Annotated in this window: 22 protein-coding genes; 13 read left to right on the forward strand and 9 right to left on the reverse strand. The window is 70.3% G+C overall.

What is annotated here, in order from left to right:
- Positions 1-97: 97 nt before the first annotated feature.
- The gene (locus AB0E24_RS08210) at positions 98-859 is read left to right on the forward strand and encodes a phosphoglyceromutase (RefSeq protein ID WP_069860843.1); all 762 of its coding nucleotides are present in this window, start codon (positions 98-100) and stop codon (positions 857-859) included.
- Between the two features lie 82 nt (positions 860-941).
- Here AB0E24_RS08210 and AB0E24_RS08215 read toward each other — a convergent pair whose 3' ends face one another.
- Complete coding sequence (locus AB0E24_RS08215) at positions 942-1,631, reverse strand: 8-oxoguanine DNA glycosylase OGG fold protein (protein ID WP_359375505.1); 690 nt, start codon at positions 1,629-1,631, stop codon at positions 942-944.
- 209 nt (positions 1,632-1,840) lie between these two features.
- Between AB0E24_RS08215 and AB0E24_RS08220 the strand changes: the two genes are divergently transcribed.
- Positions 1,841-2,386, forward strand: coding sequence for a GIY-YIG nuclease family protein (locus AB0E24_RS08220; protein ID WP_359375507.1), 546 nt, complete (start codon positions 1,841-1,843; stop codon positions 2,384-2,386).
- Positions 2,387-2,416: 30 nt separating this feature from the next.
- Here AB0E24_RS08220 and AB0E24_RS08225 read toward each other — a convergent pair whose 3' ends face one another.
- Both AB0E24_RS08225 and AB0E24_RS08230 read right to left on the reverse strand, forming a co-directional pair.
- A complete protein-coding gene (locus tag AB0E24_RS08225) occupies positions 2,417-3,199 on the reverse strand; it encodes a GntR family transcriptional regulator (RefSeq protein WP_359375510.1) in 783 nt (260 codons plus the stop codon).
- Complete coding sequence (locus AB0E24_RS08230; protein ID WP_102935005.1) at positions 3,196-3,741, reverse strand: GntR family transcriptional regulator; 546 nt, start codon at positions 3,739-3,741, stop codon at positions 3,196-3,198. Before AB0E24_RS08230 ends, AB0E24_RS08225 begins: the two co-directional genes overlap by 4 nt.
- Before the next feature lie 158 nt (positions 3,742-3,899).
- Here AB0E24_RS08230 and AB0E24_RS08235 point away from each other — a divergent pair, with 158 nt between their 5' ends.
- The gene (locus AB0E24_RS08235; RefSeq protein WP_359375513.1) at positions 3,900-4,304 is read left to right on the forward strand and encodes an ATP-binding protein; all 405 of its coding nucleotides are present in this window, start codon (positions 3,900-3,902) and stop codon (positions 4,302-4,304) included.
- Positions 4,301-4,591, forward strand: coding sequence for a hypothetical protein (locus AB0E24_RS08240; RefSeq protein WP_359375515.1), 291 nt, complete (start codon positions 4,301-4,303; stop codon positions 4,589-4,591). Before AB0E24_RS08235 ends, AB0E24_RS08240 begins: the two co-directional genes overlap by 4 nt.
- A gap of 35 nt (positions 4,592-4,626) precedes the next feature.
- On the opposite strand, the gene AB0E24_RS08245 is transcribed toward AB0E24_RS08240, so the two are convergent.
- Complete coding sequence (locus tag AB0E24_RS08245; RefSeq protein ID WP_079258074.1) at positions 4,627-4,989, reverse strand: ArsR/SmtB family transcription factor; 363 nt, start codon at positions 4,987-4,989, stop codon at positions 4,627-4,629.
- Positions 4,990-5,033: 44 nt separating this feature from the next.
- On the opposite strand from AB0E24_RS08245, the gene AB0E24_RS08250 reads away from it, so the two are divergent.
- From AB0E24_RS08250 to AB0E24_RS08265, 4 genes are all read left to right on the forward strand, one after another.
- Entirely contained in the window at positions 5,034-5,801 is a 768-nt protein-coding gene (locus tag AB0E24_RS08250) for an SDR family NAD(P)-dependent oxidoreductase (protein WP_359375518.1), read from the forward strand.
- A gap of 189 nt (positions 5,802-5,990) precedes the next feature.
- Entirely contained in the window at positions 5,991-6,776 is a 786-nt protein-coding gene (locus AB0E24_RS08255) for a GntR family transcriptional regulator (protein WP_069875141.1), read from the forward strand.
- Between the two features lie 2 nt (positions 6,777-6,778).
- Entirely contained in the window at positions 6,779-7,537 is a 759-nt protein-coding gene (locus AB0E24_RS08260; protein WP_257633679.1) for a glycosyltransferase family 2 protein, read from the forward strand.
- Between the two features lie 91 nt (positions 7,538-7,628).
- Positions 7,629-8,243, forward strand: coding sequence for a dihydrofolate reductase family protein (locus AB0E24_RS08265; RefSeq protein ID WP_093702676.1), 615 nt, complete (start codon positions 7,629-7,631; stop codon positions 8,241-8,243).
- A gap of 113 nt (positions 8,244-8,356) precedes the next feature.
- Here the strand turns inward: AB0E24_RS08265 and AB0E24_RS08270 are convergent, their stop codons facing one another.
- The 4 genes from AB0E24_RS08270 to phoU form a co-directional block, all read right to left on the reverse strand.
- Positions 8,357-9,280, reverse strand: a complete 924-nt coding sequence (locus AB0E24_RS08270; RefSeq protein WP_079153852.1) for an FkbM family methyltransferase — start codon at positions 9,278-9,280, stop codon at positions 8,357-8,359.
- A 334-nt stretch (positions 9,281-9,614) separates the two neighbouring features.
- A complete protein-coding gene (locus tag AB0E24_RS08275) occupies positions 9,615-13,784 on the reverse strand; it encodes an nSTAND1 domain-containing NTPase (protein WP_359375523.1) in 4,170 nt (1,389 codons plus the stop codon).
- 473 nt (positions 13,785-14,257) lie between these two features.
- Positions 14,258-14,488 carry a hypothetical protein gene (locus tag AB0E24_RS08280; RefSeq protein ID WP_069875133.1) on the reverse strand — a complete coding sequence of 77 codons (231 nt, stop codon included), beginning with the start codon at positions 14,486-14,488 and terminating at the stop codon, positions 14,258-14,260.
- A 606-nt stretch (positions 14,489-15,094) separates the two neighbouring features.
- Complete coding sequence (phoU, locus tag AB0E24_RS08285) at positions 15,095-15,772, reverse strand: phosphate signaling complex protein PhoU (protein WP_069875157.1); 678 nt, start codon at positions 15,770-15,772, stop codon at positions 15,095-15,097.
- Between the two features lie 314 nt (positions 15,773-16,086).
- Here phoU and phoR point away from each other — a divergent pair, with 314 nt between their 5' ends.
- Together phoR and phoP are read left to right on the forward strand one after the other, a co-directional pair.
- Positions 16,087-17,385, forward strand: coding sequence for a two-component system sensor histidine kinase PhoR (phoR, locus tag AB0E24_RS08290; RefSeq protein ID WP_069875131.1), 1,299 nt, complete (start codon positions 16,087-16,089; stop codon positions 17,383-17,385).
- On the forward strand, positions 17,382-18,062 hold the full coding sequence (gene phoP, locus AB0E24_RS08295; protein ID WP_037960596.1) for a two-component system response regulator PhoP: 681 nt from the start codon (positions 17,382-17,384) through the stop codon (positions 18,060-18,062). The genes phoR and phoP overlap by 4 nt, the downstream gene beginning before the upstream one ends.
- 236 nt (positions 18,063-18,298) lie before the next feature.
- Here the strand turns inward: phoP and AB0E24_RS08300 are convergent, their stop codons facing one another.
- Positions 18,299-19,006 (reverse strand): DUF461 domain-containing protein, encoded by a 708-nt coding sequence (locus AB0E24_RS08300; RefSeq protein WP_069875129.1) that lies wholly within the window; start codon positions 19,004-19,006, stop codon positions 18,299-18,301.
- A 600-nt stretch (positions 19,007-19,606) separates the two neighbouring features.
- On the opposite strand from AB0E24_RS08300, the gene AB0E24_RS08305 reads away from it, so the two are divergent.
- From AB0E24_RS08305 to ispF, 3 genes are all read left to right on the forward strand, one after another.
- Positions 19,607-20,089: a CarD family transcriptional regulator gene (locus AB0E24_RS08305; RefSeq protein WP_009716930.1), complete on the forward strand. Its 483-nt coding sequence runs from the start codon at positions 19,607-19,609 to the stop codon at positions 20,087-20,089.
- Positions 20,090-20,388: 299 nt separating this feature from the next.
- Positions 20,389-21,183 (forward strand): 2-C-methyl-D-erythritol 4-phosphate cytidylyltransferase, encoded by a 795-nt coding sequence (gene ispD, locus AB0E24_RS08310; RefSeq protein WP_069875127.1) that lies wholly within the window; start codon positions 20,389-20,391, stop codon positions 21,181-21,183.
- Positions 21,173-21,664, forward strand: a complete 492-nt coding sequence (ispF, locus tag AB0E24_RS08315; protein ID WP_359375528.1) for a 2-C-methyl-D-erythritol 2,4-cyclodiphosphate synthase — start codon at positions 21,173-21,175, stop codon at positions 21,662-21,664. Before ispD ends, ispF begins: the two co-directional genes overlap by 11 nt.
- Positions 21,665-21,913 lie beyond the last annotated feature (249 nt).

A 21,913-nucleotide genomic window follows, 5' to 3' on the forward strand; every position in this document is an offset into this window, starting at 1 on the left:
CAGCACCCGCAACTTACCGATGTGGACCCCGCGCCGCCAGCCAATTGACGGGGTCCGTCAACCGACCCCCGCAGGCGGGTCCAGTAGGCTCGGCGACATGGCCGACGCACCGTACAAGCTGATCCTCCTCCGCCACGGCGAGAGCGAGTGGAACGCGAAGAACCTGTTCACCGGCTGGGTGGACGTCAACCTGAACGAGAAGGGCGAGAAGGAGGCCGTCCGCGGCGGTGAGCTGCTGAAGGACGCCGGCCTGCTCCCCGACGTGCTCCACACGTCCCTCCTGAAGCGCGCCATCCGCACCTCGCAGCTCGCCCTGGACGCCGCCGACCGCCTCTGGATCCCGGTCCGCCGCTCCTGGCGCCTCAACGAGCGCCACTACGGCGCCCTCCAGGGCAAGGACAAGGCCCAGACCCTCGCCGAGTTCGGCGAGGAGCAGTTCATGCTGTGGCGCCGCTCGTACGACACCCCGCCGCCCCCGCTCGAGGACGGCGCCGAGTGGTCCCAGAGCGACGACCCGCGCTACGCCACCATCCCCCCGGAGCTGCGCCCGCGCACCGAGTGCCTCAAGGACGTCGTCGAGCGCATGCTGCCGTACTGGTACGACGGCATCGTCCCGGACCTCCTGGCGGGCCACACCGTCCTGGTCGCCGCCCACGGCAACTCCCTCCGCGCCCTGGTCAAGCACCTCGACGGCATCTCCGACGCCGACATCGCCGGCCTCAACATCCCCACCGGCATCCCCCTCTCCTACGACCTCGACACCGACTTCCGCCCCGTCACCCCGGGCGGCACCTACCTCGACCCGGACGCCGCGAAGGCCGCCATCGAGGCAGTCAAGAACCAGGGCAAGAAGAAGTAAGCCCACACCGGAGAGCCCCCTACTTGCGGTTTCACCGCAAGTAGGGGGCTCTCGCCGCTGTCGAGGGTCCGCCGCAGGGCCGTCATGTGCTGTCGTGTCCCTCCCGGGGCCCGTCGACGCGACCGTTCAGATGGAAGAGAAGCCACTCAAGCCAGTCGGCTGTGACGCCCAGAGACGAGGCCCAGCCGTGCATGGAGCTGACGTAAGTCGCGTAACGGGTCGGCCAGCGACGAGTGCCGGCCGCCTGCCAGCTGGACCACCCGAGGGCATTCAGTGAATGAAGGACCCGACTGTCCAGGATCAAGGCCCGGGCACACCCGACGTCGCGGTCGTCGACGGCCGCGAACCACTTCGTGGAGGAGGATCGCCGCACCCCGCTGAGGACGAACTGCCTATAGGCCCCGCTCAAGTCACCGCTTCGGACCGCCTGGCGCGTGGTCCGGAGAACAGCGGGCAGGCGGGCGTCGGACAGGGCGGCTTCGGTGTAGCGCGGGCCGCGTCCGTTCGTGGTGCCCGAGCCCCAGATCATGACAGCCACGAACAGGTCGCGTAGACCGTCAGGATCGTCGCCGACGCGGTCACGGAGGTCGACCAGATCGCCTCGGCTGATGAGCCGGTCACCACTCGGACTCACACATCCAACGCCGACATCGAGTACGTGTGCCGCTCCGTACGGCTCCAGCCGCGGGTGCCACGTGCTGGGGCGAAAGCGCACTGGCTCCTGCCTGCAATCACGATGGTGGTCAACGAGCTTCTGAAGCTGCTCCATCATGTTCCCCCCGGCCACGGCGACGGCGTGGCGTGCGCCATAGCGTATGGGAAGAAAAGCCCGGAGGAGGTGCCTATCTGCGATCCCGGACGTATCGGGTCAGGGTGGCCGAGCCTGAAGCGGTGTAGCGCAGGGGCGATGTAAGCCAGGAGCGGTCTGTCGGTGCCGAGCAATAGCCTGGGACTGTCAGCCGTGGCGCGCCTGGAGGTTTCATGGAAGCTACCGCTCTCACCAGCCCCGACCGGCTGTGGTTGGGGCAGGAGGTCCTGACGCGTCCAAGCCCCGTCCCCGCGGTCCCGGGAGTCTATGGGTGGCACTTCGAGCAGCCGCCCCACCCGGACTTGGACGCCCGATGCCTGCTCTACGTCGGCATAGCGCCGCGGTACATGGCGAACCGCACCAGCACCCAGAACCTGCGCAAGCGGGTGCGGTACCACTATCGGGGCAACGCGGCGGGCTCGACGCTCCGGCTTACGCTCGGTTGCCTGCTCGGGCTTGAGCTGCGCCGCGTGGGCAGCGGTAAGCGGATGACTTTCGGCAAGGCCGGCGAGGCCACCCTGAGCCAGTGGATGGCGGACAACGCCCGGGTGTGCTGGGTCGAGCGGGGGGAGCCATGGGCCTTGGAGTCACAGCTCATCTCCCGGCTCGACCTACCGCTGAACCTCGACCAGAACGGCCACAACGCATTCCACAGCCGCCTGAAGGAGCTGCGGGCCCAAGCGCGGCAGCGGGCACGGGAGTTGTCCATCAGCGCGTAGGCATGTCGGCCGGGCATCCTCAGGAGGAGGTCAGGCGGGGGTGAACTCGTATTGCAGCTCGTAGAGGTGCCCCGCCTTGGCCATCACCGTGGCTTCGATGGGGCGCTCGCCGTCGCTGTAGACGACGCGCAGCGTCCGCAGGACCGGGAGGTTGCCCGGTAGGTCGAGCAGTATGTACTGCTCCTGGGTCGGTACGCGCGCGGAGACCTTGTCGACGCTGAGGCGGGGCGGGTAGCCCAGCTCCGCCAGGAGGGCCGGGGTGCCGCCCTTGATTTTGCGGCGGTCCATCATCGCCGTCCCGCGAGCCAGCTCCAGCGGGTAGTACGACTTCACCAGCTCCACCGGTTCATCGTCCAGGAGCAGCACCTGCGCTCGCAGCAGTGCAGTGCCGTCCTCCGGGAGGCGCAATGCCTCGGCGACGTCGGCGGGCGGGCGGATCTCGGTGACATCGAGAAGGCGGCTGGTTCCCCGAGCCTGGTGGTCCGCCGCGGCCTCGCTGATCCATCGGTACGGCTCCCCGGGCGCGGCCGGTGCCATGTACGAGGCGGGGCGCATGGTGCGCTGCCGGTGTTCGCGTACGGTGACGGCCGCTCCGGCACGGCCGACCGCGAGCCCCTCGTCCTTCAGGAGTTGCAGGGCCTTCTGCACGGTCGCGTTCGAGGCGGTGAATCGCTCCTTGAGCTGGGCGGTCGAGGGAAGTTTGGCGCCGGGAGGGAGATCGCCGGACATGATCTCGTCGCGTAGGTCGGCGGCGATCCGTTCATGCAGCGATCGCCGGTCCACTGCGTCCTGTTCGGCCTTCGGCACGGTCATCCCATCCTGAGTTCATAGCGCAAGCGCTGGCGTTGGGCGGGCATGGTGATCAGGTCGGCCTGAATGGGTCGTTTGTCCTCGTCGAGCACGACCCGCTCCAGGCACAGCACCGGCTCCTCCGCGCCGGTCCGCAGCAGCTCCCGCTCCCGCGCGTCCGGCAATCGTGCCGTCACGTCCTCACGTACCCGCTGCCCCACATGACCCAGCTCGGCGAGCAGCCCCACCGCTCCGCCGCGGATCTTCGCGGTGCCCGCGAGGCCGGTGCCTGCCGCGATATGAGCTGGGTAGTAGGAGTCGGTCAGTTCGCACGGCTCCTCGTCGAGGTACATGATCCGGCGTCGTACGACGACCGTATCCCCGTCCTCGAGCCCCAGAAGGCGGGCGACGGCAGCCGGGGCCGAAACTTCTCCGGCATGCATGATGCGCTGCGTCCCACGCCTCCCGCGCGCTGCTGCTTCCTCACCCCAAGCGTCGCCCTGACCGCCCGCCTCAACGGGCCGCAGATAGGGCATCGAGGAACTGATCCACGCATCGCTGGCCACTGAGCCCCTCCTCAAGCGTGATCGACACTTGCCGACCTTGCCGCTTTACACAGTAAGCGACCCCTTGGCCACCACCTCAAGAGACTACCTCCCCGCCTTTCGTGAATAGCGATAAGGTGGCTTCGCTCTTGTACCTAGCTCTGAGGTGGTGACTCGCCATGCCCTTGATGCGGCAGCAGTCCTTCACGCGGCGCAAGCCATCCATTCGCGCAACGCGACAGTTCGTCAGCCGCACGCTCTCCGAGTGGGGGTATGTCGACCGCCTGGAGGAGATCCAGTTATGCGTATCGGAGATCGCCACCAACGCCCTCCTGCACGGTGTCCCACCGGGCCGGCTGTTCCGGGTGCGGATCGAGGCCGCCGAGGAGGAGGTACGCATCGAAGTGCGCGACTCCGGCCACGGCCGACCGACCGCCCAATCCCCACGCACGGACAGCGAGAGCGGCCGCGGCCTGCTGCTCGTGGGCGAACTCGCGGACGCCTGGGGCAACGTCGAGCACACGGTCGGCAAGACGGTCTGGTTCGTCGTCAAGGCAACACAAACTCAGGGGCGCGCCCAATGACGGTGCGGCGCGGCCATGCTCACGGCTGCGACTTCGATCAGCTCCACCGCGACGAGATCACCGTTGCGATGAACTGGGTCATCCGCATCTGCCAGGACGTCGTTCGTGACCACAGCCACATGACCTTCTGGGTTCCCACCGGAACCCCGACCGGCACTACGCCCACCACGGACCACCTGATCGACTCGGCCCGCACCGACGTGCTCAACAAGCTCAGGCGCCAGATCGACGGGGCCGAGGCCATCATCGGCAACGCGGAGCACGAACGCGTCAAGCGTCAGCGGTGAGTCACAGGAACCCCGGCGCCGGGCCGGGAGCGGCTTCACGCGGTCGGTGAATCGTCGGCGAGGCCGACGTGGGAGCCGACGTCGTCGTGGTGGGCGGCGTCGAGGATGGCGGTCAGGAGCCCTGGGAAGCGGGTGTTGAGGTCGGCGCTGCGTAGTTTGACGAAGCAGCGGGTGCCTTCCTGTCGGGTGCGGGTGACGCCCGCGTCCCGGAGTACGCGCAGGTGATGGCTGAGGGTGGACTTGGCCACTGGCGCACGCAGTTCGCCCCATCCGTGCTCGCGCTCGTCGGCGAGTACGCGTATCAGACCGACCCGTATGGGGTCGTTGAGCGCCCCCATCACATCGATGAGGGTGATCTCGTCCGTAGCGGGATGTCGCGCGTGCTTCACGGAAGCCATGTTACGTTATTCGATGTTCAACGAACGACGAACAATGAGGTGCCATGAGCGTCAAGCCCCCCGCGGACGACCTCGCCGAACGCGTTGTCATCGTCACCGGCGCCGGATCCGGCATCGGCCGGGCCGCGGCGCGGGCCTTCGCCCGCGCCGGTGCCCGGGTACTGGGTGTCGGTCGGCGAATCGACGCTCTTCAGGAGACCGCCGCCGGGCAGCCCGCGATCGTCGCGTATTCGGCCGATCTGAGCGATCCAGGAGCACCCGGGGAAGTGGTCAACGCCGCGGTTGATCGCTGGGGGCAACTGGACGTGCTGGTCAACAACGCCGGAATCACCAAGATCATGCCGCTGGTCGACACCACCGACACGGGCATCACGGATCTGTTCGGCCTCAACGTCGTCGCCCCCAGCCTGCTGGCGCGTGAGGCGCTGCCGCACCTGCGCCGGAGCCGGGGCTCGATAGTCAACATCTCCAGCACCTACGGTCACCGGCCGATGCCGGGCGGCGCCCACTACGCGGCGTCCAAGGCCGCCCTCGAGCAGCTCACCCGCAGCTGGGCGGTGGAACTCGCCGCCGACGGCATCCGCGTCAACGCTCTCGCCCCCGGCCCGACGGAAAGCCAGGCCCTGGCCGCCGCCGGACTCCCCGACGAGGCCATCGAACAGATCAAGCGCGAAGAAGCCTCGCGCATCCCCCTCGGCCGCCGCGGCGACCCCGACGAGGTCGCCGCCTGGATCCTGCGCCTGGCCGATCCAGCCACCACCTGGCTCACCGGGCAGATCCTCACCGTCGACGGGGGCCTGGAGCTGACCTGACGGCCCTGGGCGTCGCGGAGCATGACGCCAATGTGGCCGACGGCGGTCAGACACTGGTCGGCCACATCACGATGGCGCCGCGTAGCGGCAAACTCGGCGGCCCGAGCAGGGCCGAGGGGCTCAAGACCTCTTAAGGACTTACGCTGAAACCGTCCGCAGCGATCGCGCAAACCCGGGCGGTGAGCACGCATGGCCAAGTACGAGCAGATCGCGGATGCGCTGCGGCAGGGCATTCGCGCGGGGCAGTTGGGGCCCGGGGAGCGGTTGCCGGCGGAGGACAAGCTGGCGGCGCGGTATCGGACCAGCGTGCCGACGCTTCAGCGGGCGTTGTCGGAGCTGGTGGCCGAGGGGCTGATCGACAGACGGCACGGGGTGGGGACCTTCGTACGGACCCCGCGTCGGCGGGTCGAGCGGAGCAATGATCGGCATCAGTGGGAGAAGGACCGGGCACGCCGGTCCAGGGCGGAGCGGCTGAGGACCGGGTCCACCGAGCATGACACCGGTCTTGAGGTGACCGACCTCGCCTTTCACGCCGAGTACCGCGATGCGAAGGCCGATGAGGACCTGGCGTCCGTCTTCCGCATCCCCGTGGGCACCCGGCTGCTGGAGCGGATCTACCGCACCAACTGCCTCGAGGAGGATGCGCCGTTCGCCCTGGTGCACTCGTATCTGGTGCATGACGTCGTCGCCGTCAATCCGGAGTTGCTCGACGCCGCCAATGAGCCCTGGCCCGGCGGCACCCAGAATCAGCTCTACACGATCGGCATCGAGCTCGACCGGATAGCGGAACGGATCACGGCCCGGCCGCCGACCGTGGAGGAGGCCGAAGGGCTCGGCCTCAAGAAGGGGGTTTCGGTGATCGTTCTCAGGAAGATCTGCACGGATATCGGCGGTCGGGTGGTCGAAGTCTCCGATGTGACCTTGTGCGGCGACCGTACGGAGCTCGTCTTCACCACGCCCCTGAAGAGGTGGTGACCATGCCGAACACCATCACCGTCATCACCGCCGTCCACGCCCCGGGCGCCGTGCATCTGCCGGACGCCTACAAGTCGTTGCGCGAGCAGGAGCTGCCCGACGGCTGGGACTGGCAGTGGGTGATCCAGGAAGACGGCGCGTCGGACGCCGTACGGCCCTACGTACCCGACGACGTCCGCGTCAGCTTCGGGCAGGGCCGGGCCGGGCGCGCCGCGATGGCCCGGACGATGGGGCTCTCCCGCGCCGAGGGCGCGTACATCAAGGTGCTGGACGCCGATGACATGCTCACCCCCGGCGCCCTCGCCCGCGACCTCCGCGCGCTCGCGGACCACCCCGATCTCGGCTGGGCCACCTCCCGCGCCCTGGACCTGCTGCCCGACGGCTCCACCGTCGGCTTCGAGGGCGATCCGCCGCAGGGGCCCATCGCGCGCGGCGCCGTCCTCGAGTTCTGGCGGGCGAACGACCACCGCGCCCAGGTCCACCCCGCCACCCTCTTCGTACGCCGCGACCTCCTCCTCGCCCTCGGCGGCTGGATGGCCCTCCCCGCGTCCGAGGACACCGGTCTGCTCATGGCCCTCAACGCGGTCAGCCGCGGCTGGTTCACCGCCGAGACCGGTCTGCTCTACCGCAAGTGGCCCGGCCAGGTCACCAGCCAGTCCGCCCACACGGACGAGGCCGAGCGCGCCGCCCGGTTCGCGGTCGTCGAGGCGCGGGCGCGCGTCCTGGCCGCCATGGACGGCTGGCGGTACGAGGCGCCCTGAAAGCCCGCTCGGGTCGGCACCGATGAGTTTGTGCGGCCTCCCCGGTCTGACAGGAGGAAGAGCTCACCGACCGCTTCTCAAGGAGTGCACCATGAGGAAGATCAGCGCCAGCCTGTTCATCTCGCTCGACGGCGTCGTGGAGGCGCCCGACCAGTGGCACTTCCCCTACTTCAACGACGAGATGGGCGCCGCCGTCGACGCGGTCCTCGGCACCTCCGACACCCTCCTCATCGGCCGCAAGACCTACGACAGCTTCGCCGGAGCGTGGCCGGACCGGGAGGCGGCGGGCGGTGAGGACGCCCACTTCGCCAAGAAGCTGGGCGACGCCCGCAAGATCGTCCTGTCGCGCCAGGACCTCACCTTCACCTGGCGGAACTCCGAGCTGCTCAAGGGCGAGTTCGCGGACGCCGTCACCGCGCTGAAGAATGAGCCGGGCGGGGACATCGCCCTGAGCGGCTCCGTCTCGGTCGTACGGCAGCTCATGGCGCACGGCCTGCTGGACGAGCTGCATCTGCTGGTCCACCCGATCGCCGTCCGCAAGGGCATGCGGCTGTTCGACGAGGGCGAGACCCCGATCCCGCTGCGGCTGATCTCCTCCGCGACGTTCAGCACCGGTGTGCTGTACCTGGTCTACGCCCCGGCCGAGCGCCCCGGCGACGCCGGCTACGACGAGGCCAAGGCGCACCTGCCCCAGAGCGACCAGTAGGCGCCCGCGCCAGCGACCGGTAGGCGCCCGCCCCAGCGACCCGTAGGCGCCCGCACCCTCAGGCCAGGTCAGGTCAGGTCAGGTCAGGCCAGGCCAGGCCAGGCCAGGTCAGGTCAGGGAAGGCTCTCCGCGTCGACCCGTGAAAAGACCAGGTCGCTCTCCTCGGCGACCGGCCCGCGCCAGCGCACCGGCACCTCCGGTGCGCGCCGGAGCGCGTCCGGGTAGCTGCCCGCCGCGTAGTCGTTGGTGAGGCGGTAGACGTGGAAGCCGTGCCCCGTCAGGGCCGCCAGCAGCTCTTCCACGGAGTCGCCCAGCTCGGCCATCCGCTGCGGGGTGACCTCGACGGTCAGTTCCGCGTCGGGGCGCAGCCTGTCCAGCAGGGGGACGAGTCCGCGGACCACGCCGCCTTCCGCCCCCTCCACATCGACCTTGATCACCCTGGCCCGGGTGATCTCGTCCTCGGTGAGGAGGTCGGGCAGTGGCCGGGCCGCGATCTCGAAGGTGGACTCGGCCGGGCCGTCGTAGGGGACGACGCTGTTCGCACCCATGTTGCGCGAGCTGGCGAGGATGAAGGTCAGCAGCTCCTCGCGGTCGGAGACGGCCGCGTTGACCGTACGGATGTTGGCGCAGCCGTTTCGCCGTGCGTGCCTCTGGAGGAGCCCGAGGAACGTCGGCGAGGCTTCGACCGCCACCACCTTCCCGCTTCCCCCGACGAGGCGCGAGGCCAGGACGCTGTAGTAGCCGATGTTGGCCCCGACGTCCACGAATACGTCCCCGGGCTTCAGCCGACGCTGAAGCCACCGGGTCATATGCGGCTCCCAGACGCCGAAGAGGTAGAGGTAGCGCTGGATGAGGTCCTGTGTGTCGACCGCGAAGGTGGCGCCGAAGCGCGTACGGGCCAAGCGGTGCAGGGGGCGGTCCCGCAGGGCGGCGTTGAGGTGGTTCTCGACCAGGGCCCGCTTCCCGGCGCTCCAGGGCGCGTGGCGGACGTATTCGCGGCCGAGGTCCAGAGCGGCCTGGTCGAGCCTGCGGATCACGGGGTCTCCAGGTGGGGAGGGGTGTTCTCATGGTGCGTTCTGGCGATGCGTACCGGCGGTGTGCCCTCGCGGTGCGCTCCCGCCCCGCGTTTTCGCCGCGCGTCCCCTTGGCCGTCGTGGTCGCGCGTTCGCCCGGCGCGGCGCCTTCGTACGCCGCCGCCGCGGCACCCATACCGAGTGTCCCCCACATGGAAGGGCCCGACCGCTGGCGACGGGGGATGCACCAGCGGTCGGGCTCTACCTAAGAGTAACGCGGCCATCGGCGTGGCGAGGCCGACTCCTCGCTTGCGGCGAGGAGTTGTGACCGCGATCACGCAACGTTCGTGCAACGTGGTTACTGACCGCAGGGGGGCGAGTACGAGAGCCGGGGCAGGTATTCGTCCCATTTCTCCGGTGTCAGCACACCCCGGCTCATCGAGCAGATGCGCCGCACCGCCTCGTCCACGTCCAGGCTCCACAGCCGGACCGTGTCGGCGCCGCTGGACACCCCGAGCATCCGGCTGTGCGGGCTGAACGACAGGAAATTGCCGGTCTTGGCGTTGGGGCTCAGCGACTGGCCGATGGAGGCGGCCTTGGCCGGGACGGTGACGTCCCAGAGCCGGACCGTGTTGTCGTTGCCGCCGCTCGCCAGGGTGCTGCCGTCCCGGCTGAACGACAGCGACACGATCGCGTCGGTGTGGCCGGTGAGCGGGGAGCGCAGCCGCGTCGTCCTGCGCGGATCGGTGACGTCCCAGAGCCGGACCGTGTTGTCGTCGCTGCCGCTGGCCAGCGTTTGGCCGTCCGGAGTGAAGACGAGCGCGTTGACGGGGCCGAGGTGGCCCGTGACCGCGCCGCCCCGCGGGGTGGCGTGACGCGGGTCGGTCACCTTCCACAGCCGGATGGTGTTGTCCGCGCTGCCGCTGGCCAGCGTCCGGCCGTCCGGGCTGAAGACGAGGGTGTTGACATAGCCCCGGTGGCCGGTGAGCGGCCTACCGAGCCGGCGTACATGGGACGGGTCGCCGACGTCGTACAGCTGGATGGTGCGGTCGTCATACGTGGTGGCCAGCGTGCGCCCGTCCGGGCTGAAGGCCACCGCGCTCGCGAACCGGGTCCGCAGGGGGATGGGCGGGCCGTAGGCGACGGGGTGGGCCGGGTCGCTGACGTTCCACAGCCGTAGCGCGCGGTTGCCGGTCATCACCGCGAAGGTGCGGCCGTCGGGGGAGAACGTCGGTTCGCGCACCGCGCCCTCCCCGGGCTTGAACGGTTCGCCCAGCGAAACCGGCCGGTCGGGCTGGACCACGTTCCACAGCCGGATCCGCTCGTCGCGCGCGGCCGTGGCGAGCACCCGCCCGTCCGGGCGGAACGCCCCGACCCGGCCGAGCATGTCCGACGTGGGCAGCGACCACAGGCGGACCGTGTTGTCGCCGGTCCCGGTGGCGAGGGTCCGGCCGTCGGGGCTGAAGCCCAGGGCGTACATCTCGCCGCTGCTCCCCGCGAGCGGCTCGCCGACCTGCGACGGATAGTCCGGATCGCTGACGTTCCACAGGCTCGCCGTGCTGTCCTGGCTGGCGGCGGCGAGCATGGAGCCGTCCGGGCTGAAGGACACGGACCATATGGGGCCGGTGTGGCCGGTGAGCGGCGAGCCCAGTGGCTCCGCGCGCCGTGGGTCGTCGACGTCCCACAGCCGGATGGTGTTGTCCGCGCTGCCGCTGGCCAGCGTCCGGCCGTCGGGGCTGAAGGCCACGGAGTGGATCAGATCCTTGTGCCCCTTCAGCACCCTGTCGATCGGCTTCGGATGGCGCGGATCGGCCATGTTCCACAGCCTGACCGTGGCGTCGTCGCCCCCGGCCGCCAGCGTCCGGCCGTCGGGGCTGAACGCCACGGAGCGCACGGCGGCGGTGTGGCCGGTCAGCGCGCCGAGCGCCTTCGGCCGGTCCGGATGGCTCATGTCCCAGAGCCGAACGACGCGACCTTCGGTGGCGGTGGCCAGCGTGCGGCCGTCCGGGCTGAAGGCGAGCAGATAGATCGTGCCGTCGTCGCGGGACAGGGGCGCGCCGAGCGGGCGCGGATGGCGGGGGTCGCGTACGTCCCACAGGCGGACGGTGCCGTCGTCGCCGGCGCTGGCGAGGGTGTGGCCGTCCGGGCTGAAGACCGCACTGCTCACCCAGCTCTTATGGCCGGTGAGGGGCTTGCCCAGCGGTTTGGGGCGCGTCCGGTCGCGTACGTCCCACAGCCGGACGGTCCGGTCGTAGCTCGCGGTGGCCAGAAGCCGCCCGTTCGGGCTGAACGAGGTGAGGTAGACGGCGCCGGTGTGGCCATGGAGCGGTGTGGCCAGCGGCGCGTTCACCACCGAGAGCAGCCGGTTCCTGGTGGCCTCGTCGTGCGGCCGCAAGTGGTGTGCCACCAGGGCGAGTTGGGCGGACAGCGACGGATCGGTGTACTGGAAGCGATCGGCCTCGGTGACCACCTGCTCGAACACCGCGTCGTCCCGTTGCTGCCACGCGACCACCGCCGTACCGGCCGCCAGCACCGCCAGGGCGACCAGAGCCGACACCGCGCCGCGGCGCAGCCACACCGTGCGCCTGCGCAGCCCGACCGACGCGGCCAGGAACTCCACCGCGCTCCGGGTCAGATAGGTGCCACCTGCGGTCCTCGCCCAGGTGTGGGCCTGCTCCAGCCGGGAGCCCCGGTAGAGCAGGGACGAGTCGCGGTTCGAGCCCTCCCAGGCCCGGCCGTCCTCCTCCAGCCGCTGCCGCACCAGATGGTCGTTGCGGTCCTCGTCGATCCATTCGCGCAGCCGTGGCCAGGCGTGGAGCAGCGCCTCATGGGTGATCTCCACGGTCTCCGCGTCGAGCGTCACCAACCGGGCGCGCACCAGCGTTTCGAGGGATTCCTCCGTCTTGCCCGGGTCCGTGGACTCCTTCGCCAGCTGGTGCCGCGTCCCCCGCCTGCGGGTGGCCTGGGTGTCCTCGCCCAGCCTGACCAGCCGGAGGAGCAGCAGCCTCGCGGCCGTACGGGCCTCGGAGTCGAGGCTGGACCAGGCCCGTTCGGCGGTCGCCGCCACCGCTCCCTGGATGCCGCCCGCCGCGCGGTAGCCGGCCAGCGTCAGCCGGCCGGCCTTCCGCCGCTGCCAGGTGGCGAGCAGGGCGTGGGAGAGGAGCGGCAGTACGCCCGCGTCATGCGTCCCGCGCGGGCCGTCGGCGCTCACCTCCCGGACGATCAGCTCCGCCAGCCCCGGTTCCAGCTCCAGCCCCACGGCCTTGGCCGGGCCGGTGACCGCCTCGCGCAGCTCCGCGGTGGTCAGCGGCCCGAGCACCATGTGCCGGTGCTGGAGCGCGTCGGCCAGTTCGGGGTAGCCCAGGCACTGCTCGTAGAAGTCGGCGCGTATGCCGAGGACCACGAGCACGGGGGGCGGCTCGCCGGGGCCGGTGGGTGTGCACGCGGCGTGCAGGAGCTGGATGAACGTACGCCGGTCCGCCTCGTCGGAGCCGAGGGTGAACGCCTCCTCGAACTGATCCACGATCACGACCGGGCGGGCGGCGGGGGATGTCTCGCGCTCCGCCCATGTGGTGACGGCCTCGCGCACCGCGTGCGCGAACCGTGGAGTGCCGGGCTCGGCCGGCAGCACGTCTGCTGCGGCATGGACCGGTGCCGGGCCGTCAGCCTCAGGAACGTCAGGCCCCGGAACGTCAGGCCCCGGTTCATCGGCCGCTCGTCCGTCCGTCCCCGTTTCGTCCGCGCCCCGGTCCTCGGCCCCCGGTTCCTCCTCGGTGGCGACCACCTGCGCGAGTTCGGGGATATGGCGGGCCAGCTCCGTGAGCGGGTCGGCGCCCGGTACGAGTTGGAGCACCCCCCTCGTCCGGCCGTCCCCGCCGTCCGGCGCCTCGGCCCGCAGTGCGGGCACCAGACCGGCGTTCAGCAGCGAGGACTTGCCCGCTCCTGAAGCGCCCACGAGCACGATCAGGCCCCCCGCCGCCTCCGCCGCGCGCAGTTGAGCGACGAGGGCGTCCGTGCTCCGCTCCCGGCCGAAGAACCACCGGGCGTCTTGCTGGCGGTACGAGGCCAGCCCCCGGTACGGGCATACGACACCGGGGACGGCGGCCGGGGCCTCGGCAGGGGGCCCTTCCTCCTCCTCCGCGGACGGGGCGGGGCGCTCGCCGACCGGGTCGGCCACGGCCCGCTCCCACAGCCGCTGCCAGCGGGCCATGTCGTACAGGCCCTTGGACACCGGCACCGGGCGGGCGCGCCGTGCGTCGGGTATCAGGACATGCAGGACGGCCGCGAGCGCGGCGAACTGGGCGGGTACGTTCTTGGCACGTCGCCAGTCGCTGATCCGCTGGGCGGAGACCCGTACGGGACGCCCCCGCTCATCGGTCCGCTGGAGTCTGACGACCGCGTCTGCCACGCTCTTGAGGGGAGGGTTACCGGCCTCCTTGTACAGCAGCGCGAGGCGTTCCGCGAAGGCTGTGCGCGCCCCCGAGTCGGAACTCAAGGTTCCACTCCTTACTTCCCCCGCACTGGTCATCCGGACCGGAAAACTCACTTTATATGGCTGACCAGCGGTGAAACCGGTAGCACAACGCCGGAACCTCCTCGGCGGCAGGCGCAACTGGCAGGATCATGACGCAGTAGCGCACCCACCACGAGCCGCCCAGCCAGGCCATCAGCTCAGCGCACGGAGAGACAACCCATGGCACCGCATGTTCTCGGTCAGCTTTTGTCGGAATCACGAGACGGTGGCATCGGGCTCGTCGTGTGAGCTCGGGAGATCCGTGGAGCCGGCCCCGTCGGGGCGGCTGTCGCATCTACCACGGGTCTGGCCCTTCCCCTGATCCGCACCGGTACGGCGCGGATCGACACCGCTCCAGCGTTCGGCACCGGTCCCCACGAGGGGAGGGACCGGCGCCGGACGTTGTGGCGGTTATGTCGTCCGATATGCCATTTGGCGCGGCATCAGGTGCGGCATCAGGTGTGTCATCCGATACGTCATCCGATGCGTCACCTGGGCGCGGCGGGCCAGTCGTCGGAGCCGCCGCCGTTCCATTCGATCAGCTCGGGGTTGTCGAGGGGCGCGTCCTCTTCCATCACACCCGCACGGTGCAGGAGCCGCCGGAGCTCGTCCGCGCTCACCACCACTCCGGCGTCCTGGCCGTCGATCAGCACGAGGCGGCGGCCGTCCAGCGGTTCGTCCACCACCACACGAGGTGCGGACGGGGTCTTGTCCTCCATTGGTCTCCTAGCGAGGGACCACCGGCTTCAGCCGGTGGGGGAATCGCTTCCCTGGGCCGTGATTTGATATCTTCCTCTTGTCCCGAAAGGGATCGGTTCGGGCTGGACCGCAACCTTCGGGTTGGAAGCCCCCTCCCTCAGGTGGGGGCGGAGTCACAGCACCAGGCTCGCCGCTTCCGACTCCGACCGCACCTCGGGCGGGACGCGCCGGAGGTGCCGACGCAAGACAGCCTGGGAGACACAGGAGTTCCCGGGCGACCGGGAGCCACGACAGAGGGCCTGGGACCGGTCACCGGTCCCAGGCCCTCTGTCGTGTCGGTTGTGTCGGTCGTGCCGGTCGTCTCGGCCGGGCCGAGGTCAGCCGCAGTTGCCGCCGCACTGACACGGGCCGCCGGACTGGCAGCCACAGCCGCAGCTCGAGCCGCAGCCGCAGGCGCCGACGGGGTGGCCGACGGGGTGCGTCGGAGCGGGTTCGGGCTTGGAGAGGTCCGCCATGCGTCTCCTCCTCGGGAGGGGTCATGTCACCTGCCGCCCATGGTGCCGACGACCCGGCGACCGCGCGCAGGGGCGCGTCGACGGCGCTTCGATGCACGCCGTCGCGGAGGCTCACGCCCCTTCGACGTCTCCCTGCGGGGCGATCTCGTCGGCGTGCTCACCGGTGACCAGGTAGACGACGCGCTTGGCGACCGAGACCGCGTGGTCCGCGAACCGCTCGTAGTAGCGGCCCAGCAGCGTGACGTCCACGGCCGTCTCGATGCCGTGCTTCCAGCGGTCGTCCATCAGGTGCTGGAAGAGGGCGCGGTGCAGCAGGTCCATCGCGTCGTCGTCCTGCTCCAGCTGGAGCGCGAGGTCGACGTCCTTGGTGATGATCACCTCGGCGGACTTCGCCATCAGCCGCTGGGCGAGCTGACCCATCTCCAGGATCGTGGCGTGCAGATCGTGCGGTACGGCCGTGTCCGGGAAGCGGAGCCGGGCCAGCTTGGCGACATGCTGCGCGAGGTCGCCGGAGCGCTCCAGGTCGGCGCTCATCCGGAGGCTGGTCACCACGATCCGCAGGTCGGTGGCGACCGGCTGCTGCCGGGCGAGCAGGGCTATCGCCCGTCCCTCCAGGTCCCGCTGAAGATCATCGACCTTCTCATCGGCGGCGATGACGCTCTCGGCGAGCTTGAGGTCCGCGTCGAGAATGGCGGTGGTGGCACGGCCGATGGCCGAACCGACGAGCCGGGCCATGTCGACCAGGCCGTCCCCGATCGAATCAAGCTCCTCGTGGTACGCGTCCCGCATCATGACCTCTTTCACTGACTCTCGGTGACGATCTCTGACAAATTTCTGGCAGATCTCCGTGGCTCATGCCCCCGGGGGCCCCACACTTCCACGCTCCGGCCGAAACGCGTCCGCTTCCGGCATCGGGCGTTAATCACAGCTGACTCCCGGGTGAACTCTCGGCAACGCACCCCCGGCTCGCCCGTGTGACACCGGCCTGTCGAAACGTCCGGAGTGAACCGATACCGACGCCCCGGTGAACTCTCGGCAACGTCTGACCGAGGGGATCGTCACAAGGCTGTGGAGGGGTCTCACCGCCCGCATAACCTGGACGCATGAACGTGAACGCGGCGATCGCCGCAGTGGCGGCGCTCGCCGGGTTGTGCACCGGCGTCATCGCCATGCTGGCGTTCCGCTGGAGTGAGCGCGAACAGGCGAAGCCTACGCGCTCCTCGCTGCATACCGACGCCGTGCTGCCGCCCGGCGTGGACACGGTGCTTTCGGTGCTGCGTTCCTCCGCCGTCGTCCTCGACGAGGCGGACGCCGTCGTCAAGGCCAGCTCGGCCGCGTACGCACTGGGCCTGGTGCGCGGCGGCAAGCTGGCCGTCGAGCCGATGCTGGCGATGGCCCGCGACACCCGGCGGGACGGTGAGATCCGGCAGATCGAGCTGGATCTGCCGCGCCGCGGCACCGGCCGGGGCGGCGACGCGCTCGCGGTCTCGGCCAGAGTGGCCCCGCTGGGTTCCCGGCTGGTCCTGCTGCTCGTGGAGGACCTCACCGAGGCCCGCCGGATCGAGGCCGTACGGCGCGACTTCGTCGCCAACGTCAGCCATGAGCTCAAGACCCCGGTCGGCGCGCTGTCCCTGCTGTCCGAGGCCGTGATGGACGCGTCCGACGACCCGGAGGCGGTCACCCGCTTCGCCGGCCGGATGCAGGTCGAGGCGACCCGGCTGACCAGCCTGGTCCAGGAGCTGATCGACCTCTCCCGGGTGCAGAACGACGATCCGCTGGAGGACGCCGAACCGGTCCGGGTGGACGAGCTCGTCGCCGAGGCCATCGACCGGTGCCGCCACCAGGCGGGCACCAAGCAGATCACGATGGCCACGGGCGGCACCGCCGACCTGCACGTATGGGGCAACCGAGGCCAGCTGGCCGCCGCACTCGGCAACCTCGTCGAGAACGCGGTCAACTACAGCCCGGCCCGTACCCGGGTCGGTATCGCCGCCCGCCGCATCCCCGCGACCGGCGGGGATCTGATCGAGGTCGCCGTGACCGACCAGGGCATAGGCATCTCCGAGAAGGACCGCGAGCGGGTCTTCGAGCGCTTCTACCGGGTCGACCCGGCCCGCTCGCGGCAGACCGGCGGGACCGGGCTCGGGCTCGCCATCGTCAAGCATGTGGCCGCCTCGCACGGCGGAGAGGTCACCGTGTGGAGCGCCGAAGGACAGGGCTCCACCTTCACCCTGAGACTCCCGGAAGCCGGTGCGGCGAGGGACCGGGACCGCTCGCGGAGCCGGACGCGCGAGTCGAGCGAGTCGTACGAGACCGGAGCGGACCTCGATGGCGAGGAGCACGGCCGGCCGTACGAGACCTTCACCAATGAACCACTCTCAGCCCCGGAGGTCCTTCCGTGACCCGAGTTCTGGTCGTCGAGGACGAGGAATCGTTCAGCGACGCGCTGTCGTACATGCTTCGCAAGGAGGGATTCGAGGTCGCCATCGCGACCACGGGCCCCGAGGGCCTCGATGAGTTCGAGCGGAACGGCGCCGACCTGGTGCTGCTCGACCTGATGCTGCCGGGCCTGCCCGGTACGGAGGTCTGCCGCCAGCTGCGCGGCCGGTCCAATGTCCCGGTGATCATGGTGACCGCCAAGGACAGCGAGATCGACAAGGTGGTCGGGCTGGAGATAGGCGCCGACGACTATGTGACCAAGCCCTTCTCCTCGCGCGAGCTGGTTGCCCGGATCAGGGCCGTACTGCGCCGCCGCGGCGAGCCGGAGGAGGTCACCCCCGCGGCCCTGGAGGCCGGACCGGTCCGGATGGACGTGGACCGCCATGTGGTCACGGTCGGCGGCGGCAAGGTGGACCTCCCGCTGAAGGAGTTCGACCTGCTGGAGATGTTGCTGCGCAACGCGGGCCGGGTGCTGACCCGTATGCAGCTGATCGACCGCGTCTGGGGCGCGGACTATGTGGGCGACACCAAGACGCTCGACGTCCATGTCAAACGGCTCCGGGCCAAGATCGAGCCCGACCCGGGCGCGCCTCGTTACCTGGTGACGGTGCGGGGTCTGGGCTACAAGTTCGAGCCGTAAGAATCGGGCCCCGGCCCCGGCCCCGGACCGCCGGACGGAGTCCGGCACGGCGTCCCGAAGCCCGTGCGGCCCGCCAGGGCCGAGCGGTGCGAGGGGCGCACGGGGGAGGGGACTCGGGCGGTGGACCACCGGGCATGAGCCGCGGGGAACCGGCTCATGCGCGAGGGCGGCCCTGGAGGGCTGGAGAGCTCCAGGGCCGCCCTCGCGCATGCCCGCGCGGGCCCGGCGGACCCGTGTCAGTGATCGGTGCCGTTCGGGTTGGGCTCGCCGGAGGCGATGCCGTTCGGGGCGCCACTGCTCGCATCGGTGCCCGGCTGGCCGCTCGCCGTACCGCCCGGCTTGTTGCTCGCCGAGCCGGACGGGGTGCCGCTGGGCGTGCCACTGGGCGTACCGCCGGGGGTCGCCGAGCCCGACGGCTTGGCGGTGGGCAGCTCGGACGGGCCCCAGCCCTCGAAGTAGCTCTTCGCCGGGACCACGAACGCGGTGATCGGGACATTGCCGGTCGAGCTGAGGTCGAAGACGATCCGCTGCGCGTTGCCGTCCTGGGCGGCCTCGCGCCCGTCGCTGATGACGGCGGAGGCGTTGCCCTTGCCGCCGAAGGCCACCGAGCCGCCGGCCGGGACCACGACCGGGCCCTTGCCCTTGGCCGGGGAGAGCTTCACCCGGGCGTCGGTGCCGGGGAGGGAGACGGCCTTGACGGTCTGGTCCTTCTTGCCGTTGTTGAAGAGCCTGCCGGTGACGACGGCCGGGCCAACGGCCTTGCGGTCCGGCTGGGTCACCACGGTGGCGTTCTGGATCTTGATATCGCCGACAGCGGTCGCGGCGTTGTCGGGCTTGACCCCCAGTGTCTGCGCGTCTTTCCCGGCTCCGCAGGCGGAGAGCGGGGCGACCGAGACCACGATGGCGGCTGCGGCGAGGGCGCCGCGTCGAAGGCTGCTGCTCACGGCGGCGGCATCTCCTAGGACGAGGTAAAGGTTGGATCAGCGCGCTTAGATTACCGATCCGCCCTCTTCGGCCCGCACCCGACCCGCCTCAAGGCGACCGGACCCGGGGTGGGGCACCCGTGCGATCCTGGTTACCGGGTGGGTTACGAGGTTCGGGTGTGCCTTACGAGGTGGGTGTGACACCGTCCCGAATATCGGCTCGACGGGTCGCGCGGGAGATTATCGGTAAGGAATCCATGCATGTCCGAGAATTGATCACAGACTTGATCCGCTCTGCGTGATCAAGTTCGTGATCAATTCGCGAATCGGTGCCGGATCCCCCGCTCCTGATCCGAACGGAGTAGCGGAAGTCCATCGACCGGACTCCGGCAAAACGGGACGTACGACCACTCGTCGGGGGCTCTTCCGGTACGTAACGGGCGGGTTTCCCGGTGCCCGGACAGCCGCTCCCACCTGCGAATACCCGGTTCCGCAGGCTCCGTGCAGCACGTTCGTGCCGCACTTGTCAAGCCCCGAGATATGCCCTGACCTGCGAAAACGCCATTCAGAAGAAGGCGTTCCCGTGTTACCCTGGATAGCCACGGAAGGGGTACCTGTCACATGACGTTCAAGGTTGGCGACACCGTGGTCTATCCCCATCACGGGGCCGCGCTGATCGAGGCCATCGAAACTCGCCAGATCAAAGGCGTGGACAAGACCTACTTGGTGCTCAAGGTCGCTCAGGGTGACCTGACGGTTCGTGTGCCGGCGGACAATGCGGAGTTCGTCGGTGTGCGTGATGTGGTCGGCCAGGACGGGCTGGATCGGGTCTTCGAGGTGCTGCGCGCACCGTATGCGGAAGAGCCGACGAACTGGTCCCGTCGCTACAAGGCAAATCTCGAGAAGCTCGCCTCCGGCGATGTGATCAAGGTCGCCGAGGTCGTGCGTGACCTGTGGCGCCGAGAGCGTGAGCGCGGACTCTCCGCCGGTGAGAAGCGCATGCTCGCCAAGGCCCGCCAGATTCTGGTGAGCGAGCTCGCTCTCGCCGAGAGCACCAATGAGGACAAGGCCGAGGCCCTGCTCGACGAGGTTCTCGCGTCCTGACATATCAATGCCGTGGTGCCCGAGTGACTCAGACCTGATCCCGCCAAGTCTGTCGCCGGGCGCTGCGGCATGCGTACCTGCCGGACGCTGTGATCCCTTGAACGCGATCTCCTGAGCCCCCGGTCACCGCACCCTGTGCCGATGGGTGCATCCGCGCCACGGTGCGCGGTGTAGAGGTGTGCCGGGCCCGGGCAGCTGGCTCGACCAGTCGTCACGGAAGGGGCCGGTCGGGGCATCGCGCCCGGCACGCTGTGGCCATACCCATTTCGGCTGAGGAAGCAAACCTGAACGCCAACTCAATGTCCGCAACCCAGGATCACGGCGGCTCCGGAGCGTCCGGTCGAACCGCCCGTACCGCCGCCGTGATCCCCGCCGCGGGCCGCGGAGTGCGGCTGGGTCCGGGCGCCCCCAAGGCGCTGCGCCCGCTGAGCGGCACGCCCATGCTCGTCCACGCCGTACGGGCGATGGCCGGATCCCGTTCCGTCTCCCTCGTCGTCGTGGTCGCCCCGCCGGACGGCGCCGACGAGGTGCGGCTGCTGCTGGACGCGTATCCGCTGAGCGGCAGCCTCACCGACACCACCGAGGTGGTGGTCGTGCCCGGCGGCGAGACCCGCCAGGAGTCGGTGCGCAAGGGGCTGGCCGCCGTCCCCGAGACCGTCACCACCGTGCTGGTGCACGACGCGGCGCGGCCGCTGGTGCCGGTGGACACGGTGGACGCGGTCGTCGCCGCCGTACGGGACGGGGCGCCCGCCGTCGTGCCCGCGCTGCCGCTGGCCGACACCGTGAAGGAGGTCGAGCCGCGCACCGGGGAGCGGGCCGGTGAGCCCGAGCCGGTCGTCGGCACCCCCGACCGCGCCCTGCTGCGCGCCGTCCAGACCCCGCAGGGCTTCGACCGCGCCACGCTCGTGGCCGCCCACGAGAAGATCGCCCTGGAGGGCGACGGTGCGACGGACGACGCGGGCATGGTCGAGCGGCTCGGCGTCGAGGTCGTGGTCGTCCCCGGCCATGAGGAGGCGTTCAAGGTGACCCGGCCGCTGGATCTGGTGCTGGCCGAGGCGGTCCTGGCCCGCAGGAGGGCGAACGATGGCTTCTGACCCGGTGGTGCTCCCCCTGGTGGGCATCGGCACGGATGTGCACGCCTTCGAGAAGGGCCGTGAGCTGTGGTGCGCGGGGCTGCTGTGGGAGGGCGAGCCGTACGGTCTGGCCGGTCACTCCGACGGCGATGTGGCCGCGCACGCCGCCTGTGACGCGCTGTTCTCCGCCGCCGGGCTCGGCGACCTCGGCGCCCACTTCGGCACCGACCGCCCCGAGTGGTCCGGCGCCGCGGGCACCACGCTGCTCGCCGAGGCGGCCCGGATCGTCGGGGACGCGGGCTTCGGGATCGGCAATGTGGCGATCCAGGTGATCGGCGTACGCCCCAAGATCGGCAAACGGCGCGAGGAGGCGATCAAGGCGCTGACGGCGGCGGTGGGCGCCCCCGTCTCGGTGTCCGGTACCACCACGGACGGTCTCGGTCTGACCGGCCGCGCCGAGGGCCTCGCGGCGATCGCGACGGCGCTGGTGTTCCGGCGGTAGTGCCGGTAGCGCCTGTATCGCGGCAGCAGTGCCCGTATCGCGGTGGTGGCACCCGTATCCCGGCGGTGGTTTCGGCGCTTTCCGGCGGTGGCGCTGGCGCTTTTCGGCGGGGGCTCCGGCGCTTTTCCGGCGGTGGCGCCGGTGCACGGGAGGCGGGGGTGCGCGGGCGCGTCCGGAGTGTCACGCGCGTCCGGAGTGTCACGCTTCTGTGTCCCCGTGGTCGAAGGAGCACGGGGCACCGTTCGCTTC

It is taken from the genome of Streptomyces malaysiensis subsp. malaysiensis (assembly GCF_040653035.1).
Taxonomy (GTDB): Bacteria; Actinomycetota; Actinomycetes; order Streptomycetales; family Streptomycetaceae; genus Streptomyces; species Streptomyces malaysiensis.